Genomic DNA, 24,121 nt, shown 5'->3' with positions numbered 1-24,121 from the left:
GGCCGGCTGAAGGACTGGAGACGCGTTGCCACCCGATACGACAGATGCCCGGAAACCTTCTTCTCCGCTATCGCCCTCGCAGCAACCGTCATGTTCTGGCTCTGAAACTCAATGAGTCTGGAGCCTAGAAATGGACAAGCGGGGCCAACGGTTTACGGTCGCTTCGGGTGGAACAATGCTGGTGCCTAGAAACTTGGTTGTGCTCGCCACCATGAACCCTTGGGACAAAGGTGTTGATGAACTTGACGTGGCGCTCGAGCGGCGGTTCGCGCAGATCGACGTGCCGCCCAGCGCGGAGCGGTTACGTGATTTGTTGGCTGAAAGGGGGGCCGCGTCAGAACTGATCGATAGAGTTGTTGGCTTCTTTCAGGCAGTCCAGCGTGAGAGCGATGAGATGGTTCGCCTCGGCCACGCTTATTTCATAAACTGTGTTGATGAAAGCAGTGCACGACGCGCCTGGGACTATCGGCTGCTACCCTTTTTCAAAAAGGCGTGCCGCCTCGACGGCGCCTTGCTCGAGAGGATCACCCGGACTTGGGCGCGGGCGTTCCCCGCAGACGTTCCCCCGCCTGCCGAACAAAATGCCGCCGAAGCGACTACTGAAGAGGAGCAGGGAGACGCCGGCCAACCCGCGCGGGAAGGGGCCACATAGGTGATGCGGGACAGCGTCGCCTTTGAAGTCGCCTTGAACGGCCGGGGACTTTCATCCTCAGGACGGATCGTGCGCACCGCAATACCGGCGATCGAGCATGAGACAGTGGCGCTGCCTGCCGAGCTGGTCCGTGATGATGGATCTCTGGACGTCTACGAGGATGTCCTCAACAAGTTCCGGCCGACCTATCAAAAGAACATTCCCTCAATACAGTGTTCGGGTTGGGTGGGCTACATTCCGCTCAACGACAGTTTCGCCCTCGAGGTGTCGACGCGGGTTCCCGTTGGTAACCTTGAACGTCTGGTCGGGATGGCAGCCGGCTACTCGCCCGCCGTGCTACGCAAATATTCTCGTCTTTTCAGCGACACCAAAGATCGGCCTGAGGCGCTCGTTGACGTGCTTGCGGACCACCTTCTCGATGCCTTCGATAGGATCTGGGCGGGCGGGCTTTTGAAGACCTATGACCAGGTGGTCAACTCTGGCTCCATGCCGAGCGGTCGTATCATGCCCTTCGAGACCGAGTTATTGTCCGCGAAAATGGGCCGGCCCGCCGCGGTCTCGATAGCCTTCCGCCGCACATCTGACTTCGGTCCAAATAGAATACTTCGGCACGCCTTTGAAAAGCTGTTGGCCCGTTACCTTGGGCTGTCGGACCCGGCACAGAGGATGCGGACGCAGCGGCTTCGCAAAGCTTTGGAGAGGCTCGCAGGGATTGGCTATGCTGCTCGGTCCGATTTGACAACGCAGTCGATCGCACGGCACGTCGAGCGACTGCCCTCCAATCACGCGACCTACGCCGATGCGCTTCTCGTAGCACACCTAGTAGTCCATGACCTTGGCCTTTCCATCCGTCAGGCAGGTGGGATCGCCATACTTCCCTCTATACTCATAGACATGGCGCTGGTCTTCGAGGCGTACATGCGCCGCGTTCTTGCCGATGGATTGGCGGACGATCCTGCACTAGAGGTCAAGGATGGAAACAAGGCTGGCGAAGGCGGTGCAAAGCTCGCACTTTACGATCCGATCGCGGCCGGAAATGCCAACCCGCCCGTGACCCCCGACATCGTCGTTGAGAAAGCCGGAAAGCCACTTCTGGTCATCGACACCAAGTACAAGCCCGCACCAAAAATACCCGAGCGTGGCGACGTCAATCAGGTGGTCGTCTACGGTGTGAGGTACGCCACTGAGCAGGTCATGCTGCTCCACGCCAGCCGGCCGAACGGGCGCGGACACACTGAACACTGCGGAGATATCGGCGCGTTCCGGATTCACAACGGGATGATCGACCTGAACGCGGCGTCGATCGAGAATGAAGAGCGCGCGTTCGTGTCGGCGGTCCGGGCGCTCATCAACTGAGCGCGCGTCCCTTTTCAAGAGTTGAGGCAGGCTGACAGTCGCCACGATTGCGCCTAAGGCGTCGCAGCCTTCGGTGATAGAGCTTCAAACTTCGACATTCCACGGAGACCAAGCACTTGACCGTTGCCTCTGTGTTCAGTTGGGGCTGTTCGATATCAGTTCCATCTCGCCTTGCGCCACTGGCATCGAAATGCGCCGCCGTACCCCCGAAAAAATCTTTCCATTCCAAGCGATTGCCGGAAATTCACTAAAATGGCGCAGTCATGAGGTCCAGAGAATATCGGCCCTGAGAGACCGCTTCCGGGCCACCTGGCTGCAAGGGCAGTGCTCAGCCCCACCCGCATAACCCCCGAAAACAACGGAAAAATCCGGCCGCAGCCGGATCGGGAGAACCGTTGTTTAAGGGCAAGTGGCGGAGACGAAGGGATTCGAACCCTCGAGACCCTTTAGAGGTCTGCGCCCTTAGCAGGGGCGTGCCTTCGACCACTCGGCCACGTCTCCGCCTGCCCGTTTATCGGGGAGGTCCGGCAGGGGCAAGCGGAAAGTCGGGGTTGGGTTCGGATTGCTGGCGGCGCGGCCGGAGGGGGACGGGCGGCCAGGGTCGGCAGGGACCTCGGCCCGGGGGCGAGGGGCGCTTGGGGGGCGGGAAGGGAGGCCGGTCACCGGGCATCCGGGGGATCCTGGCCGTCTCTTTCATGCGCGGCGGTGCGGGACATGGCGCCCAGACCGGCCACCACCCGGTCGGCCATTCCCCGGCAGCGCGCGCCGTCGAAGGGGAAGACCGCCTCGAACCCGCCCTGCAGCTGCGCTTCCAGCGCCGCACGCAGCCGCCGGCGCGCGCGGAAGAGGCGGGTCTTCACCGTGATCGGGTTCAGCCGCAGGTCGCGGGCGATGGCCAGCACGCTCATCGCCTCGGCCTCGCGCAGAAGGAAGACCAGGCGCAGCTCGGGCGGCAGGGCGGCGATGGCGGCCTCCAGCAGGTGGCGCACCTCGGCCCGGCCGACCAGGTTTTCCGCGCCTTCGGGCTGCACGCCGGGGAAGGCGATCACCCGGTCGCTGTCCGCTTCGCGCAGCGTATCGTACTCCTCGATCCGCCGGGCGCCGCGGCGCTGCATGGCGGCGAGGTTCAGGGCGATCCGGGCAAGCCAGGTCGAGAAGCGGGACGCGCCACGAAAGCCCGCGATGGCGGTGAAGGCGCGGACATAGGTTTCCTGGACCAGCTCCTCGGCCTCGGCATCGCTGCCGGTGAGGCCCCGCGCCAGCCGGAAGAGGCGCGGGTTGCAGCGGCGCACCAGTTCGCGCACGGCGGCCTCGTCATGCAGCCGGGCAAGGGCGACCAGCTCGGCCTCGGTCAGGCCGGGGGGATCGGCGGGCAGGGGAAGCGGCAGGCTCATGGCGTTCCTCCTTTCAGGACCGGCTGGCGCAGGATCTCCGCCACCGCCGGGAAGGCCGCCAGCGCGACCTCGGGCAGGTCGCCGGGGGGATAGTCCGGCTCCTCCCAGCCCGGATCGCCGGGACGCCCTACCACCAGCCGGCCGACCATGCCCGCCATCTCGTGCGGCTGGCAGTAGAAATCATATACCCCCGGCACCGCCGGCACGACGGCAAAGCTGTCGTCGGGCATGAGAAAGCCGCTGTCCCAGGGCGTCGCCGCCCGGGGGATGCGCCGGGGGCGGTCCAGGATCGAAGGATGGTAGCAGGTCGCGGTGTGGCTGTTGCCGGGATCGCGGTTGACGAACCGCACCCTGGTCCCCGCCGCCACGGCCAGGCCCAGGGGGGCGAACCAGACCTGTTCGCCCCGGGCGCTGCCTTTCATCTCGATCACGATCTCTCCGGCCGCCAGCGCCGGCGCCGCGCAGAGGACGGCGAGACCGCCCCCTGCCAGCAGGACCTCGCGCCGCGTGAGGGTCATTGCGCCAGCCGCCCCTTGGCCTCGGCGTCGTGATACAGCACCACATGCGCATGCGGGGCTTCGACGCCGGGATGGCCGGCGTTGTAATAGATGTCCACGCCGGTGACCGAGGGATTGCCCACCGCAAGGTCGTTGAAGGCCTTGCCGCCCTCGAGCTCGGCCAGGGGCACCATGTAGACGGTGGCCGACAGCTTGCCGTCATGGTCATAGCCGAGGAACGGGCCGGCCGGCAGCGTGGCGGGATCGACGTAGAGCTGGCCGAGGCCGGGCAGGAAATCCGGCAGCTCAACCAGAGAGCTGACGGCGGCATAGGGCGCGGGCGGCGGGGCATTGTCCTGGGCGAGAGATGCGGTCGCGGCCAGGGCGAGGGTGGCGCAAAGGATGGACAAGCGTTGCATGACGGGACTCCTTGGGACAGGGCCGGGATTGGCCCTCCTCCATTGGATGCAGCGCGCGGCGAAAGGTTCCCGGAAATCCGCCCGGTTCGCGTCTCGGGGCGCGTCTCAGGGCGCGTCGAAGGCGGGCAGGCCCTCCAGCGTCGCGATGAAGCGCGAGAAGAGTTCCCCCTGCGAGCTGATCCGCAGCTTGCCATAGATGTTGCGCCGGTGGATCCGCACGGTTCCGGGCGATATCCCCAGCATCCGGCCGATGGCCTCGGCCGAGTGGCCTTTCAGGGTGAATTCCACCACCTCGCGCTCGCGCGGGGTCAGCAGGCCCGCGCCGAAGCTGTGGAAGCTTTTCTCGATGTCGCGGCCGCGGTCGCCCTGCCGGGGCTGGGCGGGCCGGAACGACTCGCCGATGTCGCGCCAGTGCTGGCCGACCACGGCGTTGACCACCGCCCGCATCCCGGCCAGCGCGCGCAGCTCGCGGTTGGTGAAGGGCTTGTCGGCGCGCATCAGCGACAGCACGATCACCGCCCCCGCGCCGAGGTCGGAGAAGAAGGCGATCTCCTCGGCCAGCCCGGTCTGGGCATAGTAGTTGCGGAAATATTCGCCCTGGTAGAAGCGGTCCGGCGCCAGTTCGCGCAGGCGGTAAAGCCCCGGCTGCGCGGCCGAGGTCGCGGCGAGGTAGAACGGGTCCAGCAGGTAGGGTCCGGCCTGGTAGTCGGTGACGAAGACCTTGCGCTTTTCCGGCGGGAAGTCGTCCCACAGGTCCAGCGGCCGCGCCGAGCCGCAATAGCCGAAGATCACCGTATAGCTGTAGGGCACCACCGCGCGCAGCAGCTGCGCCAGCCGCGCCGGGCAGGCGGCCGATCCGATCGCCGCCACCGCCGCGCCGATCTGTTCCATCCGCGTCTGGCCTTCCGGTGCTGCGGGCTCGGGCATGAGGGTATGCATTTTATGATATATACAGGCTCGGCCGGGTTTTCTACGCTTGCGGCCGTAATGAAGCATATGCAGCGCCCGATGAACAGTGACTCCGAAACCCCGATCGCCGAGCTGAGGGGCACCTCCAAGCATTACGGTGCCGTCGTCGCGGCGCAGGAGCTGGACCTGTCGATCCGGCGCGGCGAGTTCCTGTCGTTCCTCGGGCCCTCGGGTTGCGGCAAGACCACCGCGCTGCGGATGCTGGCCGGGTTCGAGACCCCGACCTCGGGCGAGGTGCTGCTGGACGGGCAGCGGGTGAACCACCTGCCGCCGCACCAGCGCCCGGTGAACATGGTGTTCCAGCACTACGCCCTGTTTCCCCACATGACCGTGGCCGAGAACATCGCCTATGGCCTGCGCCAGCGCCGGCCGCAGCCCGACAAGGCCGGCATCGCCGAGGCGGTGGAGCGGATGCTGGAAACCGTCCGCCTGCCGGGCTTCGGCAACCGCCGGATCTGGGAGATGTCGGGCGGCCAGCAGCAGCGCGTGGCGCTGGCCCGCGCCATCGTCAACCAGCCGAAGCTTCTGCTCCTGGACGAGCCGATGGCCGCGCTGGACAAGAAGCTGCGCCGCGACATGCAGATCGAGCTGCAGAGCCTGCAGCGCCAGTTGGGCATCACCTTCGTCCTGGTGACGCATGACCAGGAAGAGGCTTTGTCGATGTCGGACCGGATCTGCATCATGCAGGGCGGCCGGATCGTGCAGGTCGGCACCCCGCGCGAGCTGTACGACCGGCCGCTGAACCGCTATGTGGCGGATTTCGTGGGGAAATCGAACTTCTTTTCCGGCATCGTGCAGGACGGCGCACTGGTGGTCGAAGGTCTGCGCGTCGCCGCTGCGCCGGGTGCCGGCGGGACCGGGGCCACGGCCAGCCTGCGCCCCGAACAGATCGCCCTGTCGCGGGCGCCCGTGGAGGGAATGGTCAACCTGCCGGTGCGCATCGAGGCCCGGATCTTCCTGGGCGAGCACACCGAATACCTGGTGCGCCACGACCGCCTGGGCGGGTTCTTGATCCTTGTCCCGCGCCAGGCCGAGGCGGCCGAGGGCGGGTTCGAGCCGGGCGCGGAAGCCCATGCCAACTGGCGCGCCGAGGCCGCGCTGATCCTTGCCGAGTGAAACAGGAACCAACTGGGGAGAAAGACCATGACCGACAGGAATGACCAGATCTCTCGCGACACGTTCATCGCCGAGCTGATGCGCTACCGGAAGGGGTCGGTCAGCCGCCGCCACTTCCTGGGCGTGACCGGCCTTGGCGCCGCGACGGCGGTGCTGGGCTCGGCCATGCCGGGCCTGCGCGGCGCGGCCTGGGCGCAGGAGGGGATCGGCGACCGCGTCGTCCTCGCCTCCTGGCCGAACTACCACGACCCGGCCAACTTCGAGGCCTTCGCCGCCGCCACCGGCGCGGCGGTGGACATGAACGTCTTCGGCTCGAACGAGGAGATGCTGGCCAAGCTGCAGGCCGGCGGCTCGGGCTGGGACGTGTTCGTGCCGACGAACTACACGATCTCGACCTATGTCGCCGAGGGGCTGATCCAGCCCCTGGACCTGTCGCGGATCCCGAACTACGACCTCGCCAGCTTCGACGCCCGCTTCGCCGAGCCCGGCACCGTCGACGGCCAGGTCTATGCCGTGTCGCGCAACTGGGGCACCACGGGCTTTGCGGTCAACACCGCGATGCTGAACGGCGCGCCGAAGCCCGTCAGCTGGAAAGAGTTCTGGGACATGACCATGGACGCCTTCTCGGGCCGGTCCATGGTGCATGACTATCAGCTGACGACCATCGGCAACGCGCTGAAATACTTCGGCTATTCCTTCAACTCGGTCGATCCGAAGGAACTGGCCGACGCCGAGAAGCTGCTGATGGACGCCAAGCCGCATCTCTTTGCGATCAACTCGGACTACCAGCCCTCGATGCGCTCGGGCGATGCCTGGATGTCGGTCTGCTGGACCGGCGACGCCAAGCAGCTGCACAACGACATGCCCGAGATCGAATACGTCCTGGGCAAGGAGGGGGGCGAGCTCTGGAGCGATTTCCTGGCCATCGCCAAGGACGCGCCGCATCCGGATGCCGCCTATGCGCTGATCAACTACCTGCTCGACCCGGCGGTGAACGCCAAGGAGGTCCTGTTCCACGGCTATCCGGTGGCCGACAAGCGCGTGCTGGCGCTGCTGCCGCCCGAGATGCTGCAGGACCCGATCATGTTCCCGGCGGCCGAGCTTCTCAGCCCGCTGGAATTCGGCGCGGCCGTCACCCTGACCGACCCGAACCGGGCCGAGCTCATGGCGCGGTTCAAGGCGGCCTGACGATCATGCGGCAGGGCACCCGCAACGCGCTTCTCCTGTTGCCTGCGGGGGCATGGCTTCTGGCCATGCTGGTCCTGCCGCTTGTCGTCGTCCTGGTGTTCAGCTTCGGCAGCCGGGGGGCGGCGGGCGGTTACGTGCCGGGCTTCGGCCTGGAGAACTACCTGAACCTCGGCTCGCGCTGGCAGGCGTTCCAGAACACGATGACGCTGGCGCCGCTGGGCACGCTGATCTGCCTGATCGTGGCCTATCCCCTGGCCTATTACCTGGCGATGCGCGCGCCGCGGCGCTGGAAGACGCTGCTTCTGGTGCTGGTGATCGTGCCGTTCTGGACCTCGATCCTGATCCGCAGCTACGCCTGGATCTACCTTCTGGGCGGGCAGGGCATCCCGTCCTGGCTGCATGCCGTCGGCCTGGGCAATCCGCGCCTGATCAACACGCCCTTCGCCGTGGTGATCGGCATCGTCTACGGCTACCTGCCGCTGATGGTCTTCCCGGTCTATGTCAGCCTGGAACGGCTGGACAAGCGCCTGCTCGAAGCCGCCAGCGACCTGGGGGCGCCGCCCTGGCGCAGCTTCCTGCAGATCACCCTGCCGATGTCGATGCCCGGCGTGGCGACGGGGTCGATGCTGGTCTTCATCCTGTTGATGGGAGAGTTCCTGATCCCCGCGCTGCTGGGCGGCGGCAAGGTGTTCTTCGTCGGCAATGCGCTGGTCGACCTCTTCCTGCAATCGCGCAACTGGCCGTTCGGAGCGGCGGTGGCCGTCAGCCTGGTGGCGGTGATGCTGGCGATCGTCGCGGCCTACATGCGCTTTACCCGGCGCTTCGCGGGCAGCCGCGACGACGTCTCGCTGATCTGACGGGGAAACGGATGCGCCTCTACGCCCTTGCGATCTACCTGTTCCTCTATATCCCGATCGGGATCATCGCGCTGTTCTCCTTCAACGCGGGGCGGCATGCCTCGCAGTTCACCGGCTTTTCGGTGCAATGGTACGGGAAGACGCTGGCGAACCCCTTCGTGATGGAGGCGCTGAAGACCAGCCTGACGGTGGCCTTCCTCTCGGCCACGCTGGCGACTGTCGCCGGGACGATGGCCGCCCTGGCGCTGCCTTCGCTGAAGGGGCGGATGCGGCTTTTCTTCGACGCGGCGCTTTACGTCGCGGTCATGGTGCCGGGCATCGTGATCGGCATCGCCACGCTGATCGCGCTGGTCACGGTCTTCGACTGGGTGAACCCGCTGCTTGCCTCGCTCTGGCCCGGCGCGGAGCCGCCGCAGCTGGGGCTGGGCCTCGGCTCGCTGGTGCTGGCGCATGGGCTGTTCGCGATGGCGCTGGTGGTGATCATCGTCCGCGCCCGGGTGGCGGGGATGGACCGCAGCCTGATCGAGGCCTCGGCCGACCTCGGCGCGACGCCCTGGGGCACGTTCCGCCAGGTCACGCTGCCGCAGATCGCGCCCGCCGTGCTGGCCGGGTTCCTTCTGTCCTTCACCTTCAGCTTCGACGACTTCATCATCGCCTTCTTCGTCGCCGGCCCGAACACGACGCTGCCGATCTATGTCTTCTCCTCGATCCGCCGCGGCGTGACGCCCGAGATCAACGCGATCGGCACCATGGTCATGGCGGTCTCGCTGATCCTCCTGATCATCGCGCAGGGCATGCTGCAAAGGCGGCGGGCATGAGCTTGCGGGACCGGGTGGCGCTGGTCACGGGCGCCGGCGCCGGGATCGGCCGGGCCGGGGCGCTGGCGCTGGCGCGCGAGGGGGCGGTGGTCGTGGTGACCGACCTCGACGGCGCCCGCGCCGCAGCGGTTGCCGGGGAGATCGCCGCCGCCCATGGCCGGGCCGAGGCGCGGGCGCTGGACGCCTCCGACGACGGGGCCGTGCGGGCGCTGGTGCAGGACGTGGCCGAACGGCACGGGCGGCTGGACGTCCTGCATTCCCATGCCGGGATCCAGATCCCCGGCCGGCTGGAGGACATCAGCGCAGAGCAGATGGACGCCTCCTGGCGGCTGAACGTGCGGTCGCATTTCGTCATCGTCCAGGCTGCGATGCCGATGATGCGGCGGCAGGGCAGGGGGTCGATCATCGTGACCGCGTCGAACTCGGGCGTGCAATATGACCGCGAGATGATCGCCTATTGCACCACCAAGCACGCGGTCATCGCCATGGTCCGCCAGATCGCGGTCGACTATGCCCGCCACGGCATCCGCTGCAACGCGCTTTGCCCCGGCTTCATCGACACCGTCTTCAATCGGGGGTTCGAGGCCCAGATGGGCGGTCGCTCCGCGCTGGAGGGCTATGTCGCCAACGCGATCCCGATGGGCCGCTGGGGCACGCCCGAGGAGATCGCCGAGGGGATCGTCTACCTCGCCTCGGACCGCTCCTCCTTCATGACCGGGCACGCGCTGGTGATCGACGGGGCCGAGTCGCTTTAGCCGAAGCGCCGCCGTGCATCGAGGGCAAGGCCGGTGCCGACCGAACCCAGCATGTCGCCGCTGGCCAGCCGCGCGCCGGGCAGGGCGGCCTGCACCGTGGCGCGCAGGATCGGCAGCTGCGACGACCCGCCGGTCAGGAAGACCGTGCCGATCCGGTCCGCGCCCAGTCCGGCCTCGGCCAGCGTCGCCCCGATCAGCGCCGCGATCCGCGCGACCGGGGCCTCGACCGCCGCCTCGAAGCGGTCGCGCCGCGCCACCGGGTTCGGTCCCCCGGTCAGCGGTGCCAGCATCAGGCGCGAGGCCTCGGCCCCGGAGAGCTCGATCTTCGCCCGCTCCACCTCCATCGCCAGCGCATGGCCGTGACGTCCGGCGACGACATGGATCATCCGCTCGACCAGTTCGGGCCGGTCGGCCTCGTGCCTGAGCGCCTTCAGGTCCGCCGCCGTCCGCGCGCTGTAAAGCGCGTTGATCCGGTGCCAGGTCGCCAGGTCCAGGTAGTAGTGCCGCGGCATCAGCCCCGCGCCGCCCTTGGTCGGGCTGAGGTAGCCCAGATGCGGCAGCGCCTCGGCCAGCGACAGGAGGCGGTCGAAATCGGTGCCGCCGACCCGGATGCCGCCATTGGCCAGGATGTCGCCCGCCCGGTCGGGCCGGCGGGCGCGTTCCGGCGACAGGCGCAGGATCGAGATGTCCGAGGTGCCGCCGCCGATGTCGAAGACCAGCACGATCTCCTCGGCCTGCAAGTCCTGTTCGTAATGCAGCGCGGCGGCGACAGGCTCGTACTGGAACTCGACCTGCGTGAAGCCGCAGGCGGTGGCGATCTCGCAAAGCGCGGTCTGGGCGGCCAGATCGCCCGCGGGATCGTCGTCGACGAAATGCACCGGCCGCCCGAAGACCGCCTGCCGCAACCCCGGCCGGGCCAGATCCAGCCGCTGCCGCAGATGCGCGACGAAGCGCTGCAGCACCTCGCGGAAGGGGACGGCGCGCCGGCCGACCGCCGTCCGCTCGTCCAGCAGGGCCGAGCCGAGCGTGCTTTTCAGCCCGCGCATCAGCCGACCCTCGTCGCCCTCCAGATAGGCCGCGATGGCCGCCCGGCCGAAACGGGGCGGCGCGCCGTCGGCCTCGAAGAACACGGCCGAGGGCAGGGTCGGCAGGCCGTCCTCCAGCGCGATCAGCGCCGCGCCGGCGGCATCCGCAAGGCCGACGGTCGAATTCGACGTGCCGAAGTCGATCCCCGCGAAAACCCTGTCCATGCCCTTGCCCCCGTTCTGCCGCCGATGCGGGCTATCCCGGCCCCCCGGCGCTGTAAAGCCGCGGTTCAGCCGCGGGCGGCGGCATGGTCCCAGACCAGGCTCTCGGTCGCATTATGCGCCCCCGCCAGCCGCGAGGCGAGGACCAGGAGCCCGGCCGAGGGCAGGCGGTCCGCCAGCGCCGTGACCTCGCCCGAGGCGATCCGCCCCGTCGCGATCGACTGCGGCACCCAGGCGACGCCGAACCCGGCGATCGAGAGTTCCAGCACCGCCAGCGTCAGCGCACATTCCGCGCGCGCGTGCAGCGTCACATCCTGTTCCAGCGAAGGCAGGACATGGCGCTGCATCACCTCGCCGAAATAGACCTCGGCCGGGTAGGTGACGGCCGGCAGCACGCCCGCGCGCAGGCTCTCCTCGACCTCGGGCAGCCAAGCCTTCCCGACGACGGGCACCAGCCGGTCGCTGCCGATCACCAGGGTCTCGATGAATTCCTCGCGCACCGGGGCGGGGTCGTCGCGCACCTGGAAGGTCAGCGCCAGATCGACCTGGCGCGACAAAAGAAGCGTGAGGCATTCGTCCAGATTGGCCGAGGTCAGGCGGAAATGCACATCCCGGCCCGCGCCCCGCACCCGTTGCAGCATCTGCGGCGCAAGCGAGGTCGACAGCGCATGTTGCGCCGCGATGGAGAGGCTTTTCCCCGCCATCCGGTCGCCCCGGCGCAGATCCTCGGCCAGCTGGTTCAGCGCGCCGACCATCCGCGCCATGCGGTCCAGATGCTCGGCCGTGGTCGGTCGCATCTGGACGGGCTTCTTCGAGCGGTCGAAAAGCTCGATCCCCAGATGCTCCTCGATCTGCCGGACCCGGCGCGAGAAGGCGGATTGCGTCAGGTTGCGACGCCGGGCGGCCTCGCTGAAAGACCCGGTTTCCGCAATGCTGATCACGTCCTTCAGCCATTCCAGCCGCATCCCGGCCTCCATCATGCAGAACCTGCATGTTTTCTGGAGAGAATCGAATTTGCAATGCCCGGCTTCCGGTGCCACGCTGGTCCCGCCCGCAGCAAAGGACCGTCCATGCATCTCGCCCGTTTTCCCCGCGTCTTCCTCGCGCATCTGCCCACGCCGCTGGAACGTCTGGACCGGCTTTCGAAGGAACTTGGCGGGCCGGAGATCTGGATCAAGCGCGACGATTGCACGGGGCTTTCCACCGGCGGCAACAAGACCCGCAAGCTGGAATTCCTGATGGCCGAGGCGCAGGCCCAGGGGGCGGACATGGTGATGACGCAGGGCGCCACCCAGTCGAACCACGCCCGCCAGACCGCCGCCTTCGCCGCGAAGCTGGGCCTGGCCTGCCATCTGCTGCTCGAGGACCGCACCGGCTCGAACAACGCGAACTACAACGGCAACGGCAACGTGCTTTTGGACCATCTGCACGGGGCCACGACCGCGCGCTATCCGGGCGGGACCGACATGCAGGCGCAGATGGAGGCCGACGCCCGGCCCTTCCGCGAGGCGGGGCGCAAGGTCTATCTCATCCCCGGCGGCGGCTCGAACCCGACCGGGGCGCTGGGCTATGTGAATTGCGCCTTCGAGCTGCTGGGCCAGTTGAACGACCGCGGGCTGAAGGTGGACCATATCGTCACCGCGACAGGTTCGGCGGGGACGCAGGCCGGGCTGGTCACCGGGCTGAAGGCGACGAACGCGCGGATCCCGCTTCTGGGCATCGGCGTCCGCGCCCCGCAGGACAAGCAGGAGGCGAATGTCTTCGCCCTGGCGCAGGCGACCGCCGAAAAGCTGGGCTGCCCCGGCGTCGTCGCCCGCGCGGATGTGCGGGCCGACTGCAATTACGTCGGCGCAGGCTACGGCAAGCCCGGCCCCGACACGATCGAGGCGATCCGCCTGTTCGCCGAGCTGGAGGGGATCCTGCTGGACCCGGTCTATTCCGGCAAGGGCGCGGCAGGGCTGGTCGACCACATCCGCAAGGGGCGTTTCGGCAAGGGGGAACGGATCGTCTTCCTCCACACCGGCGGCTCGGCGGCGCTTTTCGGCTATGACAACGTGTTCCAGGCCGGGGCCGCGCCCGGATGACAGCACCCGCAGCCGCCGGACCGCCGCGCCGGGCCGCAGTTTCGCGGCGGCGGGCAGGATTGGGGCTTGCGCCGGACGGTCTTGTCGGATCGCATGGCGGCCGGGCGGGGGGTGCCGCCATTCAGGGGTGCGTGGCATGAGTCCGCGGCGCGTGGGCATATTGGGCGGCATGGGCCCGCAGGCGACGGTCCTCCTGATGGACCGTCTCATCGCCGCCGTGCCCGCCCGCGACGATGCCGACCATATCCCGCTGGTCGTGGACCAGAATCCGCAGGTCCCCTCGCGGATGCGCTTCCTCGTGGACGGCCGGGGCGAGGATCCCGCCCCGACCCTTGCCGCCATGGCGCGGCGGCTGGAAGGGGCGGGGGCCGAGGCGCTGGCCATGCCCTGCAACACGGCGCATCATTTCGCCGACGCGATCCGCGCGGCCTCGGGCCTGCCGTTTCTCGACATGGTGGCGGCCTCGGTCGCGCGGGCGCGGGGGCTGGCGGGAGGCGGGCCGGTCGGCATCCTCGGCTCGCCCGCCCTGCGCCGGATCGGCGTCTTCGACCGCGCCTGCGCCGGCGCCGGGCCGACCCTGCTCTGGCCCCCGGACGAGGCCGCGCTGCGCGAGGCGATCGCGGCGATCAAGGCGGGCGGCAACCATGACGCCCCTCGCGCCACCCTCCGCGCCGCCTCGGAAGAACTCGCACAGCGCGGCGCAATGGTGCAGCTCATCGCCTGCACCGAGTTTTCGCTGGTCCCCGATCCGACCGCGCCGAATGTCATTCCGCTTGATACGCTTGACATCCTCGTCAAGCTGATCCGGGATTTCGCAATGGACGACAAACCGGCCACAAGTGCCGATTCCAACAGGAGAGCGACATGAAGACCAGATCCAGACTGCTGCTTGCCGCGGCCGGCCTCGCGCTGGCGGCGGGTCCCGCGATGGCCGAGACGGTCATCATCGGCATGTTCGGCAACCCGACGCCGATGCAGGCCGCCCGCGCCGAGAAGAAGTTCGAGGCCGCGACCGGCTGGGACATCGAATGGCGCGTCTTCGGCGCCGGGACCGAGGTGATCGCCGCCATGGCCTCGGGCGATGTGCAGCTGTCCGAGCTCGGCTCCTCGCCCCTGGCCATCGCCGCCAGCCAGGGCGTGGACCTGCAGGCCTTCATGATCGCCCATGGCCTTGGCACGGCGGAAAGCCTGATCGCCAAGCAGGACTCGGGCATCGCCAAGCTCGAGGACGTGAAGGGCAAGCGGATCGCGGTTCCGATCGGCTCGACCGCGCATTACTCGCTGATGGGGGCGCTGGCCCATGCCGGGATCGCCGAGACCGAGGTGACCATCATCAACCTGCCCGCCGACCAGATCGCCGCCGCCTGGGATTCCGGCCAGGTCGACGCCGCCTTCGTTTGGGAGCCGGTGCAGAACCAGATCCTGCAGACCGGGACCTTCATCATCGGCGCGGACCAGACCGCGCAATGGGGCTATCCGACCTTCGACGCCTGGGTGGTGAACCGCAGCTTCGCCGAGGCCAATGCCGACAAGCTGGTCGCCTTCGCCAAGGTGATCGACGAGGCGAACAAGGAATACCTCGCCGATCCCGCCGCCTGGACCCCGGACAGCGAGAAGGTCAAGACCATCGCCGAGATCACGGGCGCCGCGCCCGACCAGGTTCCGGCAATCCTGAAGGGCTTCACCTTCATCCCGCTGGCCGACCAGCTGAGCGAGACCTGGATGGGCGGGGCGGCCGCGACGATGAAGAACACGGCCGAGTTCCTGGTCAAAGCCGGCCGGATCGACGCGGCGGCCGACGATTATTCGGGCTTCGTCACCACCTCGATCGCCGAAGCGGCCAAGTGAGCCCATTGCCGGAAGCGGGCGCCCCCCGCTTCCGGCCTCTTGCAGGGAAGGATGCCCATGGGGCTGGATATCAGGCAGGCGTCGGTGGTCTACCCGGGGTTGGACGGCCGTCCCCCGGTCGCGGCGCTGCGCGGGATCGACCTCGCGATCGAGAACGACGATTTCGTGGTGGCGCTGGGCGCATCCGGCTGCGGCAAGTCCACGCTCCTGTCGCTGATCGCGGGCTTCCTGTCGCCCACCTCGGGCGAGGTGCTGCTGGACGGCGCCCGCGTCCTGGGCCCCGGCGCCGACCGGGCGGTGGTGTTCCAGAAGCACGCGCTTCTGCCCTGGCTGAACGTGCTCGACAATGTGGCCTTCGGGCTGAAACTGCAGGGCGTGCCCCAGGCGAGGCGCTACGAGGTCGCGCGCCGCTTCCTCAGGCTGCTGGGGCTGGCCGAGTTCGAACGCTCGCGGGTCTACAACCTGTCCGGCGGGATGCAGCAGCGCGTGGGCATCGCCAGGGCGCTGACCTGCGATCCCAAGGTCCTTCTGATGGACGAACCCCTGGGCGCCCTTGACGCGCTGACGCGGGAAAAGGCGCAGGAGCTGATCCTGGACATCTGGCACCGGACGCGGAAATCGGTGTTCTTCATCACCCATTCCGTCGAGGAGGCCCTGTTCATGGGCACCAAACTGGTGGTCATGTCGCCGCGTCCGGGCCGCATTGCCCATCGCTTCGACCTGCCCTTCTCGCGCCAGTTCCTTGCCGGCACGCCCGCGCGGACGGTCAAGTCCAGCCGCGAGTTCATCGAGTTGCGCGAAAAGGTGCTCGAGATCGTCTTTTCCGACGAGGTGGCCGTCGCATGACCGCCCGCCCCGATCCCGCGCGACCCGATCCCGTTCCCCGCCCCCGCAGGAAGGGGCTGTTCTCCCGCCTGACCAAGGCCCGCGCCACCCGGCCGGGCGAAACCTATGGCGTGCCGGGGCAGGGGGACTCGCTTCTTCTGTCGCTGGCCTCGATCGCGGGGATCCTGTTCGTCTGGTGGCTGGTCACCTCGATGGGCTGGATCAAACCCCTGTTCCTGCCCGGTCCCGGCGCCGTGGCGCGCAAGTTCCTCGACATCTGGCAGAACGGCTTCACCAACACGCCCTTCCTGGAACATGTCGCCGTCTCGACCGCGCGGGTGTTCGGGGCCTTCCTGCTGGCCTGCCTGATCGGCATCCCGCTCGGCCTCGCCATGGGAATGAGCCCGGTGATCCGCGGCATCTTCGACCCCCCGATCGAGTTCTACCGCCCGATCCCGCCCTTGGCCTATCTGCCGCTGATGATCATCTGGTTCGGCATCGGCGAGACCTCGAAGGTCACGCTGATCTTCCTGTCGGTGCTGGCCCCGGTGGCGCTGGGCGCACGGGCCGGGGTGAAATCCGCCGCGATCGAGCAGATCCACGCCGCCTATTCCTTCGGCGCCTCGCGCTGGCAGGTGATGCGGCAGGTGATCCTGCCCGCCGCCTTGCCCGAGATTCTGACCGCGATGCGCATCGGCATCGGCTTCGGCTGGACCACGCTGGTCGCCGCCGAGATGGTCGCCGCGACCGAGGGGCTGGGCTACATGGTGCTGTCCGCCAGCCAGTTCCTGCAGACCTCGACGGTGATCATGGGGATCATCGTGATCGCCGCCATCGCCTATGCCTTCGACCTTTTGATGCGCGCGGTCGAGCGCAAGGTGGTTCCCTGGAAAGGCCGGATGTAGCCCGATGCCCGTGACCCATCTCAAGACCGCAAGCCGCACGCCCGCGACCGGCCAGACCGATGTCCGCGCCGGGGTCGAGGCGCTCCTGGCCCGGATCGAGGCCGGCGGCGAAGCGGCGGTGCGCGACCTCGCGCGCGAGATGGACCGCTGGGAGGGGCCGGTCGTGGTCACCCCCGAAGCGATCCGCGCCGCCGCGCGCCAGGTGCCCGAGACGCTGAAGGACGACATCCGCTTCGCCCATGGCAACATCAGCCGCTTCGCCCGGGCGCAGCGCGGCACGATCTCGGATTGCGAGATCGAGGTGATCCCCGGTCTCTGGGCCGGGCAGAAGCAGATCCCGGTCGGCGCGGCGGGCTGCTATGTGCCGGGCGGGCGCTACAGCCATATCGCCAGCGCGATCATGACCGTCACCACCGCGAAAGAGGCCGGCGTCGCCCATGTCACCGCCTGCTCGCCGCCGCGCCCCGGCCAGGGGATCCCGCCGGCGATCCTGTTCGCGATGGACCATTGCGGGGCGGACACGATCCTGAACCTCGGCGGGGTGCAGGGGATCGCGGCGATGGCCAAGGGCCTGTTCGGCGCGCGCAAGGCCGATATCCTGGTCGGTCCCGGCAACCAGTATGTCGCCGAGGCCAAGCGCATCCTCTATGGCGAGATCGGCATCGACATGTTCGCGGGCCCGACCGACAGCATGGTGATCGCCGACCATACCGCCGACCCGCTGTTCGTTGCCTGGGACCTGGTCGGCCAGGCCGAGCATGGCTGGAACTCTCCGGTCTGGATGGTGACGACGGATCGCGCGCTGGCCGGGCGCGTGCTGGAACTGGTGCCGGAACTGATCGCCTCGCTGCCCGAGGCGAATGCCGCCAATGCCCGCGCCGCCTGGGCCGATTTCGCCGAGGTGATCCTCTGCGACAGCGCGGCCGAGATGGTCGAGGTCGCCGACCGCACCGCGCCCGAGCATCTGCATGTGCAGGCGGCCGACCTGGACTGGTGGCTTGCGAACCTGCGCTGCTACGGTTCGCTTTTCCTGGGCGAGGAGACGACCGTGGCCTTCGGCGACAAGGCCTCGGGGCCGAACCATGTCCTGCCCACCTCGGGCGCCGCGCGCTATACCGGCGGGCTTTCGGTGCACAAGTTCATGAAGACGGTGACCTGGCAGCGCGCAAGCCGCATGGCCTCGAAAAGGCTGGCCATCGCCACCGCCCGCATCTCGCGCGAGGAGGGGATGGAAGGCCATGCCCGCACCGCCGACGTGCGGCTGGCCAAGTATTTCCCGTCCGAGCATTTCGACCTCGGCCGCCCCCAGCCGTGATCGCAAGGTGGGTGATCCACCCACCCTGCGCCCTGGATCACGGGATGGCAGCCCGCCCCACCTCCAGCGAGAAGACCGGCGCGAAGCTCGCCGGGGCAAGCGAGCCCTCCACCACCTCCGGCCCCGTCGCCCCGGCCGTCACCACCCTGATCCGCGGTCCGGCATGGCGGATCTCCAGGCTTCCCTCCAGCGCGCGGACCGCCATTTCGATCGCGAGCCGGCCCTGCACGACCGGAAAATCGGTCGGCGCGGCCAGGATCCGGTCGCGGGTCACGCCGCGGTAGACCGCATGGCTGAGATAGGTCGAGACGATCCGCGCATCCCGGCCGTCCCGCGCGCGCAGCAGCGAGACCGCCGCCTCGGCCATCGGACCGCTGCCCACCAGGTAGTCCACCTGCGGCAGGGCCTCCAGGGCCTCCTCGACCAAGAGGACCTGTTCCTCCAGCCCGGTGTCGCCGTAGAGCGTCAGCACGATCTCGCCCGAGCTCTCCGCGATCGCGGCGCGGAACCCGGCCTCGACGAAGCCGACCCAGCCCGCGCCCTTCGGGCCGGGGAACCAGGCGATCGTCACCGGCGGACTGCCGGGGGGATGGCGCCCGGCGATGAAGCGGCCCGCGGCCGCCCCCATCTCGGCCCAGGGCACGCTGGCCTTGGCGGTGATGCCCCGGTCGTCGATGTCGTTCACGGCGGCGATCACGGGTTTCCGGCGCGCGATCTCCTGGACGGCCGGGGTCAGCCCGTCATACGAAACCGCCCCCAGGATCACCGCATCGAATTCCGCCCCCGCGCAGCCCTGCAACTGCTCGATCTGCCGGGCGAGGTTCGGATAGCCCCCGGCCTCGAACACGTCGAAGGCCACGCCCAGACGCCGCGCCTCCTCGACCATGCCGTAGTTGACCGAGAGCCAGTAGGCGTCCTTGAGATGCGGATAGAGCACGCAGAGGCGCCAGGGCTTCGCGGCACGGTCCAGGGCGACATAGTCGATCGGCACCGCGGCGCTGCTGTCGTCGAAGGGGACCGCGCGCGCCTCCAGCTTCCAGGTCTCGGCCGCGGCGCCCTGTCCCGCCAGCCCCGCAAGCAGCGCCACCAGCGCACCCGTCCGCATCGACTTCCCTCTCCCCTGACCCGGTTTTGGTGCTAGCCTGCGCCCTGGGCAGGCGCGGCACGGGAGGAGAGTTGCGGAAGTTCGGCTACAAGTCGAGTCTTGGCGGACGCCTCCTCCTGGCGATCGTGCTGATCGCGGGCTTTCCGGCCGCGACCGGGGTCATGGGCTGGCTCGAATTGCGCGACGTGGCCGAGAACCAGTCCCGGGTGGTGACCGAGGCGATCCCGGCGATCTCGGAAGTGCGCGGCGTGGCCGAGGAGACCAGCCGGGTCGTCGCCATGGCCCCCGAACTTGCCGCCGTGACCGACGAGGCGCAGCGTTCCGCGCGTTCGGCCTATCTCTACGACCAGGCCAGCGCGCTGCGCGCCCGGCTTCTGCGGCAGGACGGGATGCCGGACGAGGCCATGGCCAGGGCGCTGGCGGCCGAGGCGGAACTGCGCCAGTCGATCCTCGGCATCGACGCGCTGGTGCGCCGGCGCATCCGCCTGATCGCCGAGCGCGATGCGCAGCTCAAGGCCGGATTGACCGCCGCGGCAGAGCTGACCGAGATCGCCGACACCCTTGTCGCCAATGCCGAGATGGGGGCCTCGGCGGTGATCTCCAGCCTGTACGACATGGAGGACGGCCAGCCCGGCGACCGGCTTCGGACGCTGGACAAGCTGATCGAGGTCGACCTCTTCCAGATGGGCCTGATGTTCGAACTGCGCTCGCATGCCTCGGAGCTGGGATTGTTGCTCAGCCGCATCGCGGGCGTGCAAGGCCAGGCCGAGCTCCGCGCGCTGCGCAGCGAGCTGGACGCGCGGGTCAGGGTGATCTCGCGCCGGCTGAGCTCGGTCCAGGACCCGCGCCGGGCCGAGAGGGTGCGCAGCCTTTTGCGGGTGGTCGGCTCTGCCCCCGCGGCACCGCCCGAGACTGCCTCGCTGTTCGAGACCGAGGCGCGGGTGCTCGAGGTGACGGACAGCATCCTGCGGGCCGAGACCCGGTTGCGCAGCGCGGCCCTTGCGCTGGAGCTGGCGGCCTCGGACCTGGCCGACCGGATCGAGGCCAATGCCGTCGCCGCCGGCCGCTCGGCCGAACAGGCGATCTCGGCCACCCAGCGGTTCTATGCCTTCTCCGTCCTCCTCGCGCTGGTCATCTCCTCGGGCGTGCTGTGGTTCTACGTCCGCGACAACCTGATCCGGCGGCTTGACAACCTCTCGGCCCGGATGTCCGACCTTGCGCAAGGCAGCCCCGGCGAGGAGATCCACCCCTCGGGCGGCGACGAGATCGGCCAGATGGAAGGCGCGGTCGAGATCTTCCGCCGGCAGGCCATCGCCAATCGCGAACTGGGCGCCGAGCGCGAGCGGCACCTGACGGAGCTCCGCCGCCACCGCAGCGAATTGCAGGGCCTGGTGGACGAACGCACCGAGGCCCTGCGCGGCGAGGTCGCCGCCCATGACGCCGCCCGCAACCGGGCCGAGGCCGCCGACCGCGCCAAGTCGGAATTCCTGGCGATGATGAGCCACGAGATCCGCACGCCGATGAACGGCGTCCTCGGCATGCTGCGTAACCTGCCGCGCGACGGGCTGACGGCCGAGCAGGGGGCAAGGCTCGACGCGGCCCTCGCCTCGGGCAAGGGGCTGATGGGGCTTCTGAACGGCATCCTCGACTATTCCAAGCTGGAACAGGGCCAGATGGCGCTTGAGGCCGAGGTCTTCGATCTGCCGAAGGCACTGGCCGACATCGCGCTTCTGATGGCCCCGATGGCCGAGGAGAAGGGCCTGCGCCTTCTGACCGCGCTTCCGGCCGCGCCCTTGCCGGCCCTGCAGGGCGACATGGGCAAGCTGCGGCAGATCCTGTTCAACTTGGTCTCCAACGCCGTCAAGTTCACCGAAAGGGGCGAGGTGCGGCTTGCCGTGGCGCTGGACGGGCCGGTCGACGCCGATCCCCTGCAGCTGCGCTTCACCGTCAGCGACACCGGCCGCGGCATCGCGCCCGCGGCGCTGGAACGGATCTTTGCGGCCTTCCAGCAGGAAGACCCGCAGACCGCGCGGACCCATGGCGGCACCGGGCTTGGCCTGACCATCTCGCGCCGGCTCGCGGGGCTGATGGGCGGCGCGCTGTCGGTCGAAAGCCAGCCGGGCAGGGGGGCGACCTTCACCCTGCACCTGCCCTTCGCGCGCGGCGCGGCGCTGCCCGCCCTGCCCGAGGGGCCTGTCCCCGACCTCTCCCCGCTGAGCGTGCTGGTGGTCGAGGATCACCCGGTGAACCAGGAGGTCGCGCTGGGGTTCCTGAAGTCGCTTGGCCATCGCGCCGTCCTGGCCGGGACGGGCGAGGCGGCGCTGGAGCTGGCGGGGCAGGGCGGCTTCGACGCGGTTCTGATGGACGTGAACCTGCCCGGCATCTCGGGGATCGAGGCGACGCGGCGGCTGCGCGGGCTGCCGGGCCGCATGGCCTGGGTCCCGGTGATCGGCGTCTCGGCCCATGCCCAGCCCGGCGACCTGGCCGCCTGCCGCGCCGCCGGGATGGACGAGGTGGTGGCCAAGCCCCTGACGCCCGAGGCGCTGGCCCATGCGCTGCATCGCCTCTGCGGGGCGGACGCGGCGCCTGCGGTGCGCGAAACGCTTTCCGACCTCGGCCCGGCGCAGACCGCCGCCCTCCTGCGGCTGATGCTCGACCACCTCGCCCCCGAAGCCCGCGCCATCGCCACGGCCCTGCGCGCCGGCGATCCGCAGGAGGTCGAGCGCCGCGCCCACCGGCTGAAGGGGGCGGTCGGCAATTTCGCCCTGCCGCAACTGGCCGGGATCCTCGCCACGCTTTCCCGGCGCGACGCGGCGCCGGATCCCGCGCTGTCCGCGATCCTGCTGGACGCGGCCGCCGCCGCCGAGCGCGAGCTGCGCCGCGCGCTGCAGGCGCTGGAGGATCAGCTCCGGCTCAGGACAGCGGCGCAGTGAAGACATAGCCCTCGCCATGCGAGGTGCCGAAGATGCGCGGCGTCTTCGGGTCGTCGCCGAACTTGGCCCGCAGCCGCTTGACCATCACGTCGACCGTCCGCTCGCCCGTGCCGCTGTGCCGGTGGGTGACGCTGGCCAGAAGCCGGTCGCGGGTCAGCACGATGCCGGGATTCAGCACGAAGGTGCGCAGCAGCTCGTATTCCGCCCGCGTCAGCTGCACCCCCGCGCCATCGGGCGCCGTGACATGCCGCGCGGCGGTGTCGAAGGTGAAACCCGCGAAATGCACCACCCTGCGCGTGAGCTGCCGCATCGCCGCCGTCCGGCGCAGAAGGTTCTTCACCCGCGCCAGAAGCTCGCGCCGGTTGAAGGGCTTGCAGACATAGTCGTCGGCACCGAGTTCCAACCCGACGATCCGGTCCACGTCGTCGGTGCGCCCCGACAGCAGGATGATCCCCACCTCCGACCGCGCCCGCTGCTCGCGCGTGATCTCCAGCCCGTCCTTGCCGGAAAGGTTGATGTCCACGATCAGGAGGTCCGGGTTCTCCTGCGCCAGCACCTTCTCGGCCGCCTCGGCCCCGGCGCAGGCGGTGACGCGATAGCCGAAACCCTCCAGATAGCCCCCCAGTGCGGTGCGGGTCACCGGGTCGTCCTCGATCACGACGATATGCGCGGCAGGGGTCATGCAGGCGGGACTCCCGGGGGGTTGGCTCCGGTCTTGTTAACATCCTGTAACAACTTTCTCCAGCCCGTTCACGGCCGGGGTCTGACACGTTCACATCCCGGCCCTAGCCTGATCCCCGGGAAAGCGGACGACTTTCCGGGAAATGCGCCCCGCGCGGGCGCGACAGCACAGGGACCTGACCACATGCAGAGACTGACCAGACTGCTTCTCGGCGCCGCGACCATCGCGCTGGCCGCGCCCCTCCTGGCCCCCGCCGCCCTGGCCGAGGATTCCCCGGACCCGATCGTCATTCCGATCCACAACTGGTCCAGCCAGATCGTGATGTCGAACGTCGTCGGCCAGATGTTCGAGGGTATGGGCAACTCGGTCGAATATGTCTCGACCGACAGCCAGGCGGTGTACGAGGCCGTGCGCCTGGGCGATGCGACGCTGGAGCTGGAAGTCTGGGAAGGGGCCTTCGGCGCCTCGTTCGACGCCGCGGTGGCGAAGGGCGGCATCCATGACGCCGCCAGCCACAACGCCGTCACGCGTGAGGACTGGTGGTATCCGCTGTGGACCAAGGAAGCCTGCCCCGGCCTGCCGGACTGGAAGGCGCTGAACGACTGCGCCGCCAAGTTCGCCACGCCCGAGACGGGCGACAAGGGCCGGTTCCTCGGCGGGCCGGTGGACTGGCTGAAGCACGACCAGGAAAAGGTCGATGCGCTGGGGATGAACTTCGTCGTGGTGAACGCGGGCTCCGCCGCCGCGCTCTGGGCCGAGATCGCGGCGGCCGAGAAGGACAAGACCCCGATCGTCCTGTTCAACTGGACCCCGAACTTCGCCGAGGCGGTCTGGCCGGGCGAATTCGTCAACTTCCCCGAATGGGTCGAGGGCTGCGACAAGGACCCCGCCGTCGGCCCGATCCCGGACAAGACCTATGACTGCGGCAACCCGGCCAACGGTTACCTGAAGATCGCCGCCTGGGACGGGATGAAGGACAAATGGCCCGCCGCCTATGCCACGCTGCAGAAGGTGAGCTTCACCAACGCCCAGATCGCCGAGATGGCCAAGCTCGTCGACGTCGACGGGATGGAGCCCGAGGACGCCGCCACCGCCTGGATGGAAGCGAACGAGGCGGTCTGGAAGCCCTGGACCGAATGAACGCCCGTTCGATCCG

23 protein-coding genes, 1 tRNA gene and 1 pseudogene are annotated in these 24,121 nt (G+C 68.8%); 16 read left to right on the top strand and 9 right to left on the bottom strand.

The genetic code is table 11. The features are described 5' to 3' along the window. The 3 genes and pseudogenes from I7S92_RS08415 to I7S92_RS08405 all read left to right on the top strand — a co-directional run. Positions 1-105: pseudogene (locus I7S92_RS08415) on the top strand (IS5/IS1182 family transposase); the annotation flags it as partial. A 25-nt stretch (positions 106-130) separates the two neighbouring features. Then, positions 131-652, top strand: a complete 522-nt coding sequence (locus tag I7S92_RS08410; RefSeq protein WP_197643040.1) for a 5-methylcytosine-specific restriction endonuclease subunit McrB — start codon at positions 131-133, stop codon at positions 650-652. Between the two features lie 3 nt (positions 653-655). Beyond that, complete coding sequence (locus tag I7S92_RS08405; protein WP_197643039.1) at positions 656-2,008, top strand: 5-methylcytosine restriction system specificity protein McrC; 1,353 nt, start codon at positions 656-658, stop codon at positions 2,006-2,008. A 410-nt stretch (positions 2,009-2,418) separates the two neighbouring features. Here I7S92_RS08405 and I7S92_RS08400 read toward each other — a convergent pair. The 5 genes from I7S92_RS08400 to I7S92_RS08380 all read right to left on the bottom strand — a co-directional run bounded on the left by I7S92_RS08400 (position 2,419) and on the right by I7S92_RS08380 (position 5,209). Then, positions 2,419-2,509: transfer RNA gene (locus tag I7S92_RS08400), tRNA-Ser, on the bottom strand. Between the two features lie 158 nt (positions 2,510-2,667). Beyond that, entirely contained in the window at positions 2,668-3,402 is a 735-nt protein-coding gene (locus I7S92_RS08395) for an RNA polymerase sigma factor (protein WP_197643038.1), read from the bottom strand. Beyond that, positions 3,399-3,920 carry a cupredoxin domain-containing protein gene (locus I7S92_RS08390; protein WP_197643037.1) on the bottom strand — a complete coding sequence of 174 codons (522 nt, stop codon included), beginning with the start codon at positions 3,918-3,920 and terminating at the stop codon, positions 3,399-3,401. The genes I7S92_RS08395 and I7S92_RS08390 overlap by 4 nt, the downstream gene beginning before the upstream one ends. Beyond that, the gene (locus I7S92_RS08385) at positions 3,917-4,318 is read right to left on the bottom strand and encodes a hypothetical protein (RefSeq protein WP_197643036.1); all 402 of its coding nucleotides are present in this window, start codon (positions 4,316-4,318) and stop codon (positions 3,917-3,919) included. Before I7S92_RS08385 ends, I7S92_RS08390 begins: the two co-directional genes overlap by 4 nt. A gap of 105 nt (positions 4,319-4,423) precedes the next feature. Then, positions 4,424-5,209: a helix-turn-helix transcriptional regulator gene (locus I7S92_RS08380; protein WP_242070127.1), complete on the bottom strand. Its 786-nt coding sequence runs from the start codon at positions 5,207-5,209 to the stop codon at positions 4,424-4,426. A 117-nt stretch (positions 5,210-5,326) separates the two neighbouring features. On the opposite strand from I7S92_RS08380, the gene I7S92_RS08375 reads away from it, so the two are divergent. Genes I7S92_RS08375 through I7S92_RS08355 form a run of 5 tightly spaced genes read left to right on the top strand, consistent with a single transcriptional unit; the run spans position 5,327 to position 10,021 of the window. Further along, a complete protein-coding gene (locus tag I7S92_RS08375; RefSeq protein ID WP_197643035.1) occupies positions 5,327-6,403 on the top strand; it encodes an ABC transporter ATP-binding protein in 1,077 nt (358 codons plus the stop codon). Between the two features lie 27 nt (positions 6,404-6,430). Beyond that, on the top strand, positions 6,431-7,591 hold the full coding sequence (locus I7S92_RS08370; RefSeq protein ID WP_197643034.1) for an ABC transporter substrate-binding protein: 1,161 nt from the start codon (positions 6,431-6,433) through the stop codon (positions 7,589-7,591). A gap of 5 nt (positions 7,592-7,596) precedes the next feature. Beyond that, a complete protein-coding gene (locus tag I7S92_RS08365) occupies positions 7,597-8,448 on the top strand; it encodes an ABC transporter permease (RefSeq protein ID WP_197643033.1) in 852 nt (283 codons plus the stop codon). 11 nt (positions 8,449-8,459) lie between these two features. After that, positions 8,460-9,266 carry an ABC transporter permease gene (locus tag I7S92_RS08360; protein ID WP_197643032.1) on the top strand — a complete coding sequence of 269 codons (807 nt, stop codon included), beginning with the start codon at positions 8,460-8,462 and terminating at the stop codon, positions 9,264-9,266. Continuing rightward, complete coding sequence (locus I7S92_RS08355; protein WP_197643031.1) at positions 9,263-10,021, top strand: SDR family NAD(P)-dependent oxidoreductase; 759 nt, start codon at positions 9,263-9,265, stop codon at positions 10,019-10,021. Before I7S92_RS08360 ends, I7S92_RS08355 begins: the two co-directional genes overlap by 4 nt. Here the strand turns inward: I7S92_RS08355 and I7S92_RS08350 are convergent. Beyond that, positions 10,018-11,271 carry an Hsp70 family protein gene (locus tag I7S92_RS08350; protein ID WP_197643030.1) on the bottom strand — a complete coding sequence of 418 codons (1,254 nt, stop codon included), beginning with the start codon at positions 11,269-11,271 and terminating at the stop codon, positions 10,018-10,020. The two genes, I7S92_RS08355 and I7S92_RS08350, sit on opposite strands and share 4 nt — an antisense overlap. Positions 11,272-11,336: 65 nt before the next feature. Further along, a complete protein-coding gene (locus I7S92_RS08345) occupies positions 11,337-12,248 on the bottom strand; it encodes a LysR family transcriptional regulator (RefSeq protein ID WP_197643029.1) in 912 nt (303 codons plus the stop codon). Between the two features lie 90 nt (positions 12,249-12,338). Here I7S92_RS08345 and cuyA point away from each other — a divergent pair, with 90 nt between their 5' ends. The 6 genes from cuyA to hisD all read left to right on the top strand — a co-directional run bounded on the left by cuyA (position 12,339) and on the right by hisD (position 18,245). Next, the gene (gene cuyA, locus I7S92_RS08340; protein ID WP_197643028.1) at positions 12,339-13,352 is read left to right on the top strand and encodes a D-cysteate sulfo-lyase; all 1,014 of its coding nucleotides are present in this window, start codon (positions 12,339-12,341) and stop codon (positions 13,350-13,352) included. A 136-nt stretch (positions 13,353-13,488) separates the two neighbouring features. Then, entirely contained in the window at positions 13,489-14,220 is a 732-nt protein-coding gene (cuyB, locus tag I7S92_RS08335) for a cysteate racemase (protein WP_197643027.1), read from the top strand. After that, complete coding sequence (gene tauA / locus I7S92_RS08330) at positions 14,217-15,200, top strand: taurine ABC transporter substrate-binding protein (protein ID WP_197643026.1); 984 nt, start codon at positions 14,217-14,219, stop codon at positions 15,198-15,200. The genes cuyB and tauA overlap by 4 nt, the downstream gene beginning before the upstream one ends. A gap of 57 nt (positions 15,201-15,257) precedes the next feature. Further along, positions 15,258-16,046, top strand: coding sequence for a taurine ABC transporter ATP-binding protein (locus I7S92_RS08325; protein ID WP_197643025.1), 789 nt, complete (start codon positions 15,258-15,260; stop codon positions 16,044-16,046). Then, positions 16,043-16,930, top strand: a complete 888-nt coding sequence (locus I7S92_RS08320) for an ABC transporter permease subunit (protein WP_242070126.1) — start codon at positions 16,043-16,045, stop codon at positions 16,928-16,930. The genes I7S92_RS08325 and I7S92_RS08320 overlap by 4 nt, the downstream gene beginning before the upstream one ends. Positions 16,931-16,934: 4 nt before the next feature. Next, positions 16,935-18,245: a histidinol dehydrogenase gene (gene hisD, locus I7S92_RS08315; protein WP_197643024.1), complete on the top strand. Its 1,311-nt coding sequence runs from the start codon at positions 16,935-16,937 to the stop codon at positions 18,243-18,245. A gap of 37 nt (positions 18,246-18,282) precedes the next feature. On the opposite strand, the gene torT is transcribed toward hisD, so the two are convergent. Further along, the gene (gene torT / locus I7S92_RS08310) at positions 18,283-19,350 is read right to left on the bottom strand and encodes a TMAO reductase system periplasmic protein TorT (protein WP_197643023.1); all 1,068 of its coding nucleotides are present in this window, start codon (positions 19,348-19,350) and stop codon (positions 18,283-18,285) included. 71 nt (positions 19,351-19,421) lie between these two features. Between torT and I7S92_RS08305 the strand changes: the two genes are divergently transcribed. Beyond that, positions 19,422-22,283: an ATP-binding protein gene (locus I7S92_RS08305; RefSeq protein WP_197643022.1), complete on the top strand. Its 2,862-nt coding sequence runs from the start codon at positions 19,422-19,424 to the stop codon at positions 22,281-22,283. Here the strand turns inward: I7S92_RS08305 and I7S92_RS08300 are convergent. Further along, complete coding sequence (locus I7S92_RS08300; protein WP_197643021.1) at positions 22,264-22,965, bottom strand: response regulator; 702 nt, start codon at positions 22,963-22,965, stop codon at positions 22,264-22,266. The genes I7S92_RS08305 and I7S92_RS08300 overlap by 20 nt on opposite strands. Before the next feature lie 183 nt (positions 22,966-23,148). Here I7S92_RS08300 and I7S92_RS08295 point away from each other — a divergent pair, with 183 nt between their 5' ends. Next, entirely contained in the window at positions 23,149-24,105 is a 957-nt protein-coding gene (locus I7S92_RS08295; RefSeq protein ID WP_197643020.1) for an ABC transporter substrate-binding protein, read from the top strand. The last annotated feature ends 16 nt before the right edge of the window (positions 24,106-24,121 follow it).

Source organism: Tabrizicola soli, from assembly GCF_015999335.1.
GTDB classification, from domain to species: domain Bacteria; phylum Pseudomonadota; class Alphaproteobacteria; order Rhodobacterales; family Rhodobacteraceae; genus Tabrizicola; species Tabrizicola soli.
This window is presented reverse-complemented; position numbering and strand designations above follow the sequence as displayed.

Bases quoted from the DNA above. Each gene is read 5' to 3' on its own strand.
- I7S92_RS08300 (WP_197643021.1), bottom strand. From the start codon at position 22,965: ATGACCCCTGCCGCGCATATCGTCGTGATCGAGGACGACCCGGTGACC.
- tauA (WP_197643026.1), top strand. From the start codon at position 14,217: ATGAAGACCAGATCCAGACTGCTGCTTGCCGCGGCCGGCCTCGCGCTG.
- I7S92_RS08375 (WP_197643035.1), top strand. From the start codon at position 5,327: ATGAACAGTGACTCCGAAACCCCGATCGCCGAGCTGAGGGGCACCTCC.
- I7S92_RS08390 (WP_197643037.1), bottom strand. From the start codon at position 3,920: ATGACCCTCACGCGGCGCGAGGTCCTGCTGGCAGGGGGCGGTCTCGCC.
- I7S92_RS08355 (WP_197643031.1), top strand. From the start codon at position 9,263: ATGAGCTTGCGGGACCGGGTGGCGCTGGTCACGGGCGCCGGCGCCGGG.
- I7S92_RS08410 (WP_197643040.1), top strand. From the start codon at position 131: ATGGACAAGCGGGGCCAACGGTTTACGGTCGCTTCGGGTGGAACAATG.
- cuyB (WP_197643027.1), top strand. From the start codon at position 13,489: ATGAGTCCGCGGCGCGTGGGCATATTGGGCGGCATGGGCCCGCAGGCG.
- I7S92_RS08395 (WP_197643038.1), bottom strand. From the start codon at position 3,402: ATGAGCCTGCCGCTTCCCCTGCCCGCCGATCCCCCCGGCCTGACCGAG.
- hisD (WP_197643024.1), top strand. From the start codon at position 16,935: ATGCCCGTGACCCATCTCAAGACCGCAAGCCGCACGCCCGCGACCGGC.
- I7S92_RS08320 (WP_242070126.1), top strand. From the start codon at position 16,043: ATGACCGCCCGCCCCGATCCCGCGCGACCCGATCCCGTTCCCCGCCCC.
- I7S92_RS08345 (WP_197643029.1), bottom strand. From the start codon at position 12,248: ATGATGGAGGCCGGGATGCGGCTGGAATGGCTGAAGGACGTGATCAGC.
- I7S92_RS08380 (WP_242070127.1), bottom strand. From the start codon at position 5,209: ATGGAACAGATCGGCGCGGCGGTGGCGGCGATCGGATCGGCCGCCTGC.
- I7S92_RS08360 (WP_197643032.1), top strand. From the start codon at position 8,460: ATGCGCCTCTACGCCCTTGCGATCTACCTGTTCCTCTATATCCCGATC.
- cuyA (WP_197643028.1), top strand. From the start codon at position 12,339: ATGCATCTCGCCCGTTTTCCCCGCGTCTTCCTCGCGCATCTGCCCACG.
- I7S92_RS08325 (WP_197643025.1), top strand. From the start codon at position 15,258: ATGGGGCTGGATATCAGGCAGGCGTCGGTGGTCTACCCGGGGTTGGAC.
- I7S92_RS08405 (WP_197643039.1), top strand. From the start codon at position 656: ATGCGGGACAGCGTCGCCTTTGAAGTCGCCTTGAACGGCCGGGGACTT.
- I7S92_RS08295 (WP_197643020.1), top strand. From the start codon at position 23,149: ATGCAGAGACTGACCAGACTGCTTCTCGGCGCCGCGACCATCGCGCTG.
- I7S92_RS08370 (WP_197643034.1), top strand. From the start codon at position 6,431: ATGACCGACAGGAATGACCAGATCTCTCGCGACACGTTCATCGCCGAG.
- torT (WP_197643023.1), bottom strand. From the start codon at position 19,350: ATGCGGACGGGTGCGCTGGTGGCGCTGCTTGCGGGGCTGGCGGGACAG.
- I7S92_RS08385 (WP_197643036.1), bottom strand. From the start codon at position 4,318: ATGCAACGCTTGTCCATCCTTTGCGCCACCCTCGCCCTGGCCGCGACC.
- I7S92_RS08350 (WP_197643030.1), bottom strand. From the start codon at position 11,271: ATGGACAGGGTTTTCGCGGGGATCGACTTCGGCACGTCGAATTCGACC.
- I7S92_RS08365 (WP_197643033.1), top strand. From the start codon at position 7,597: ATGCGGCAGGGCACCCGCAACGCGCTTCTCCTGTTGCCTGCGGGGGCA.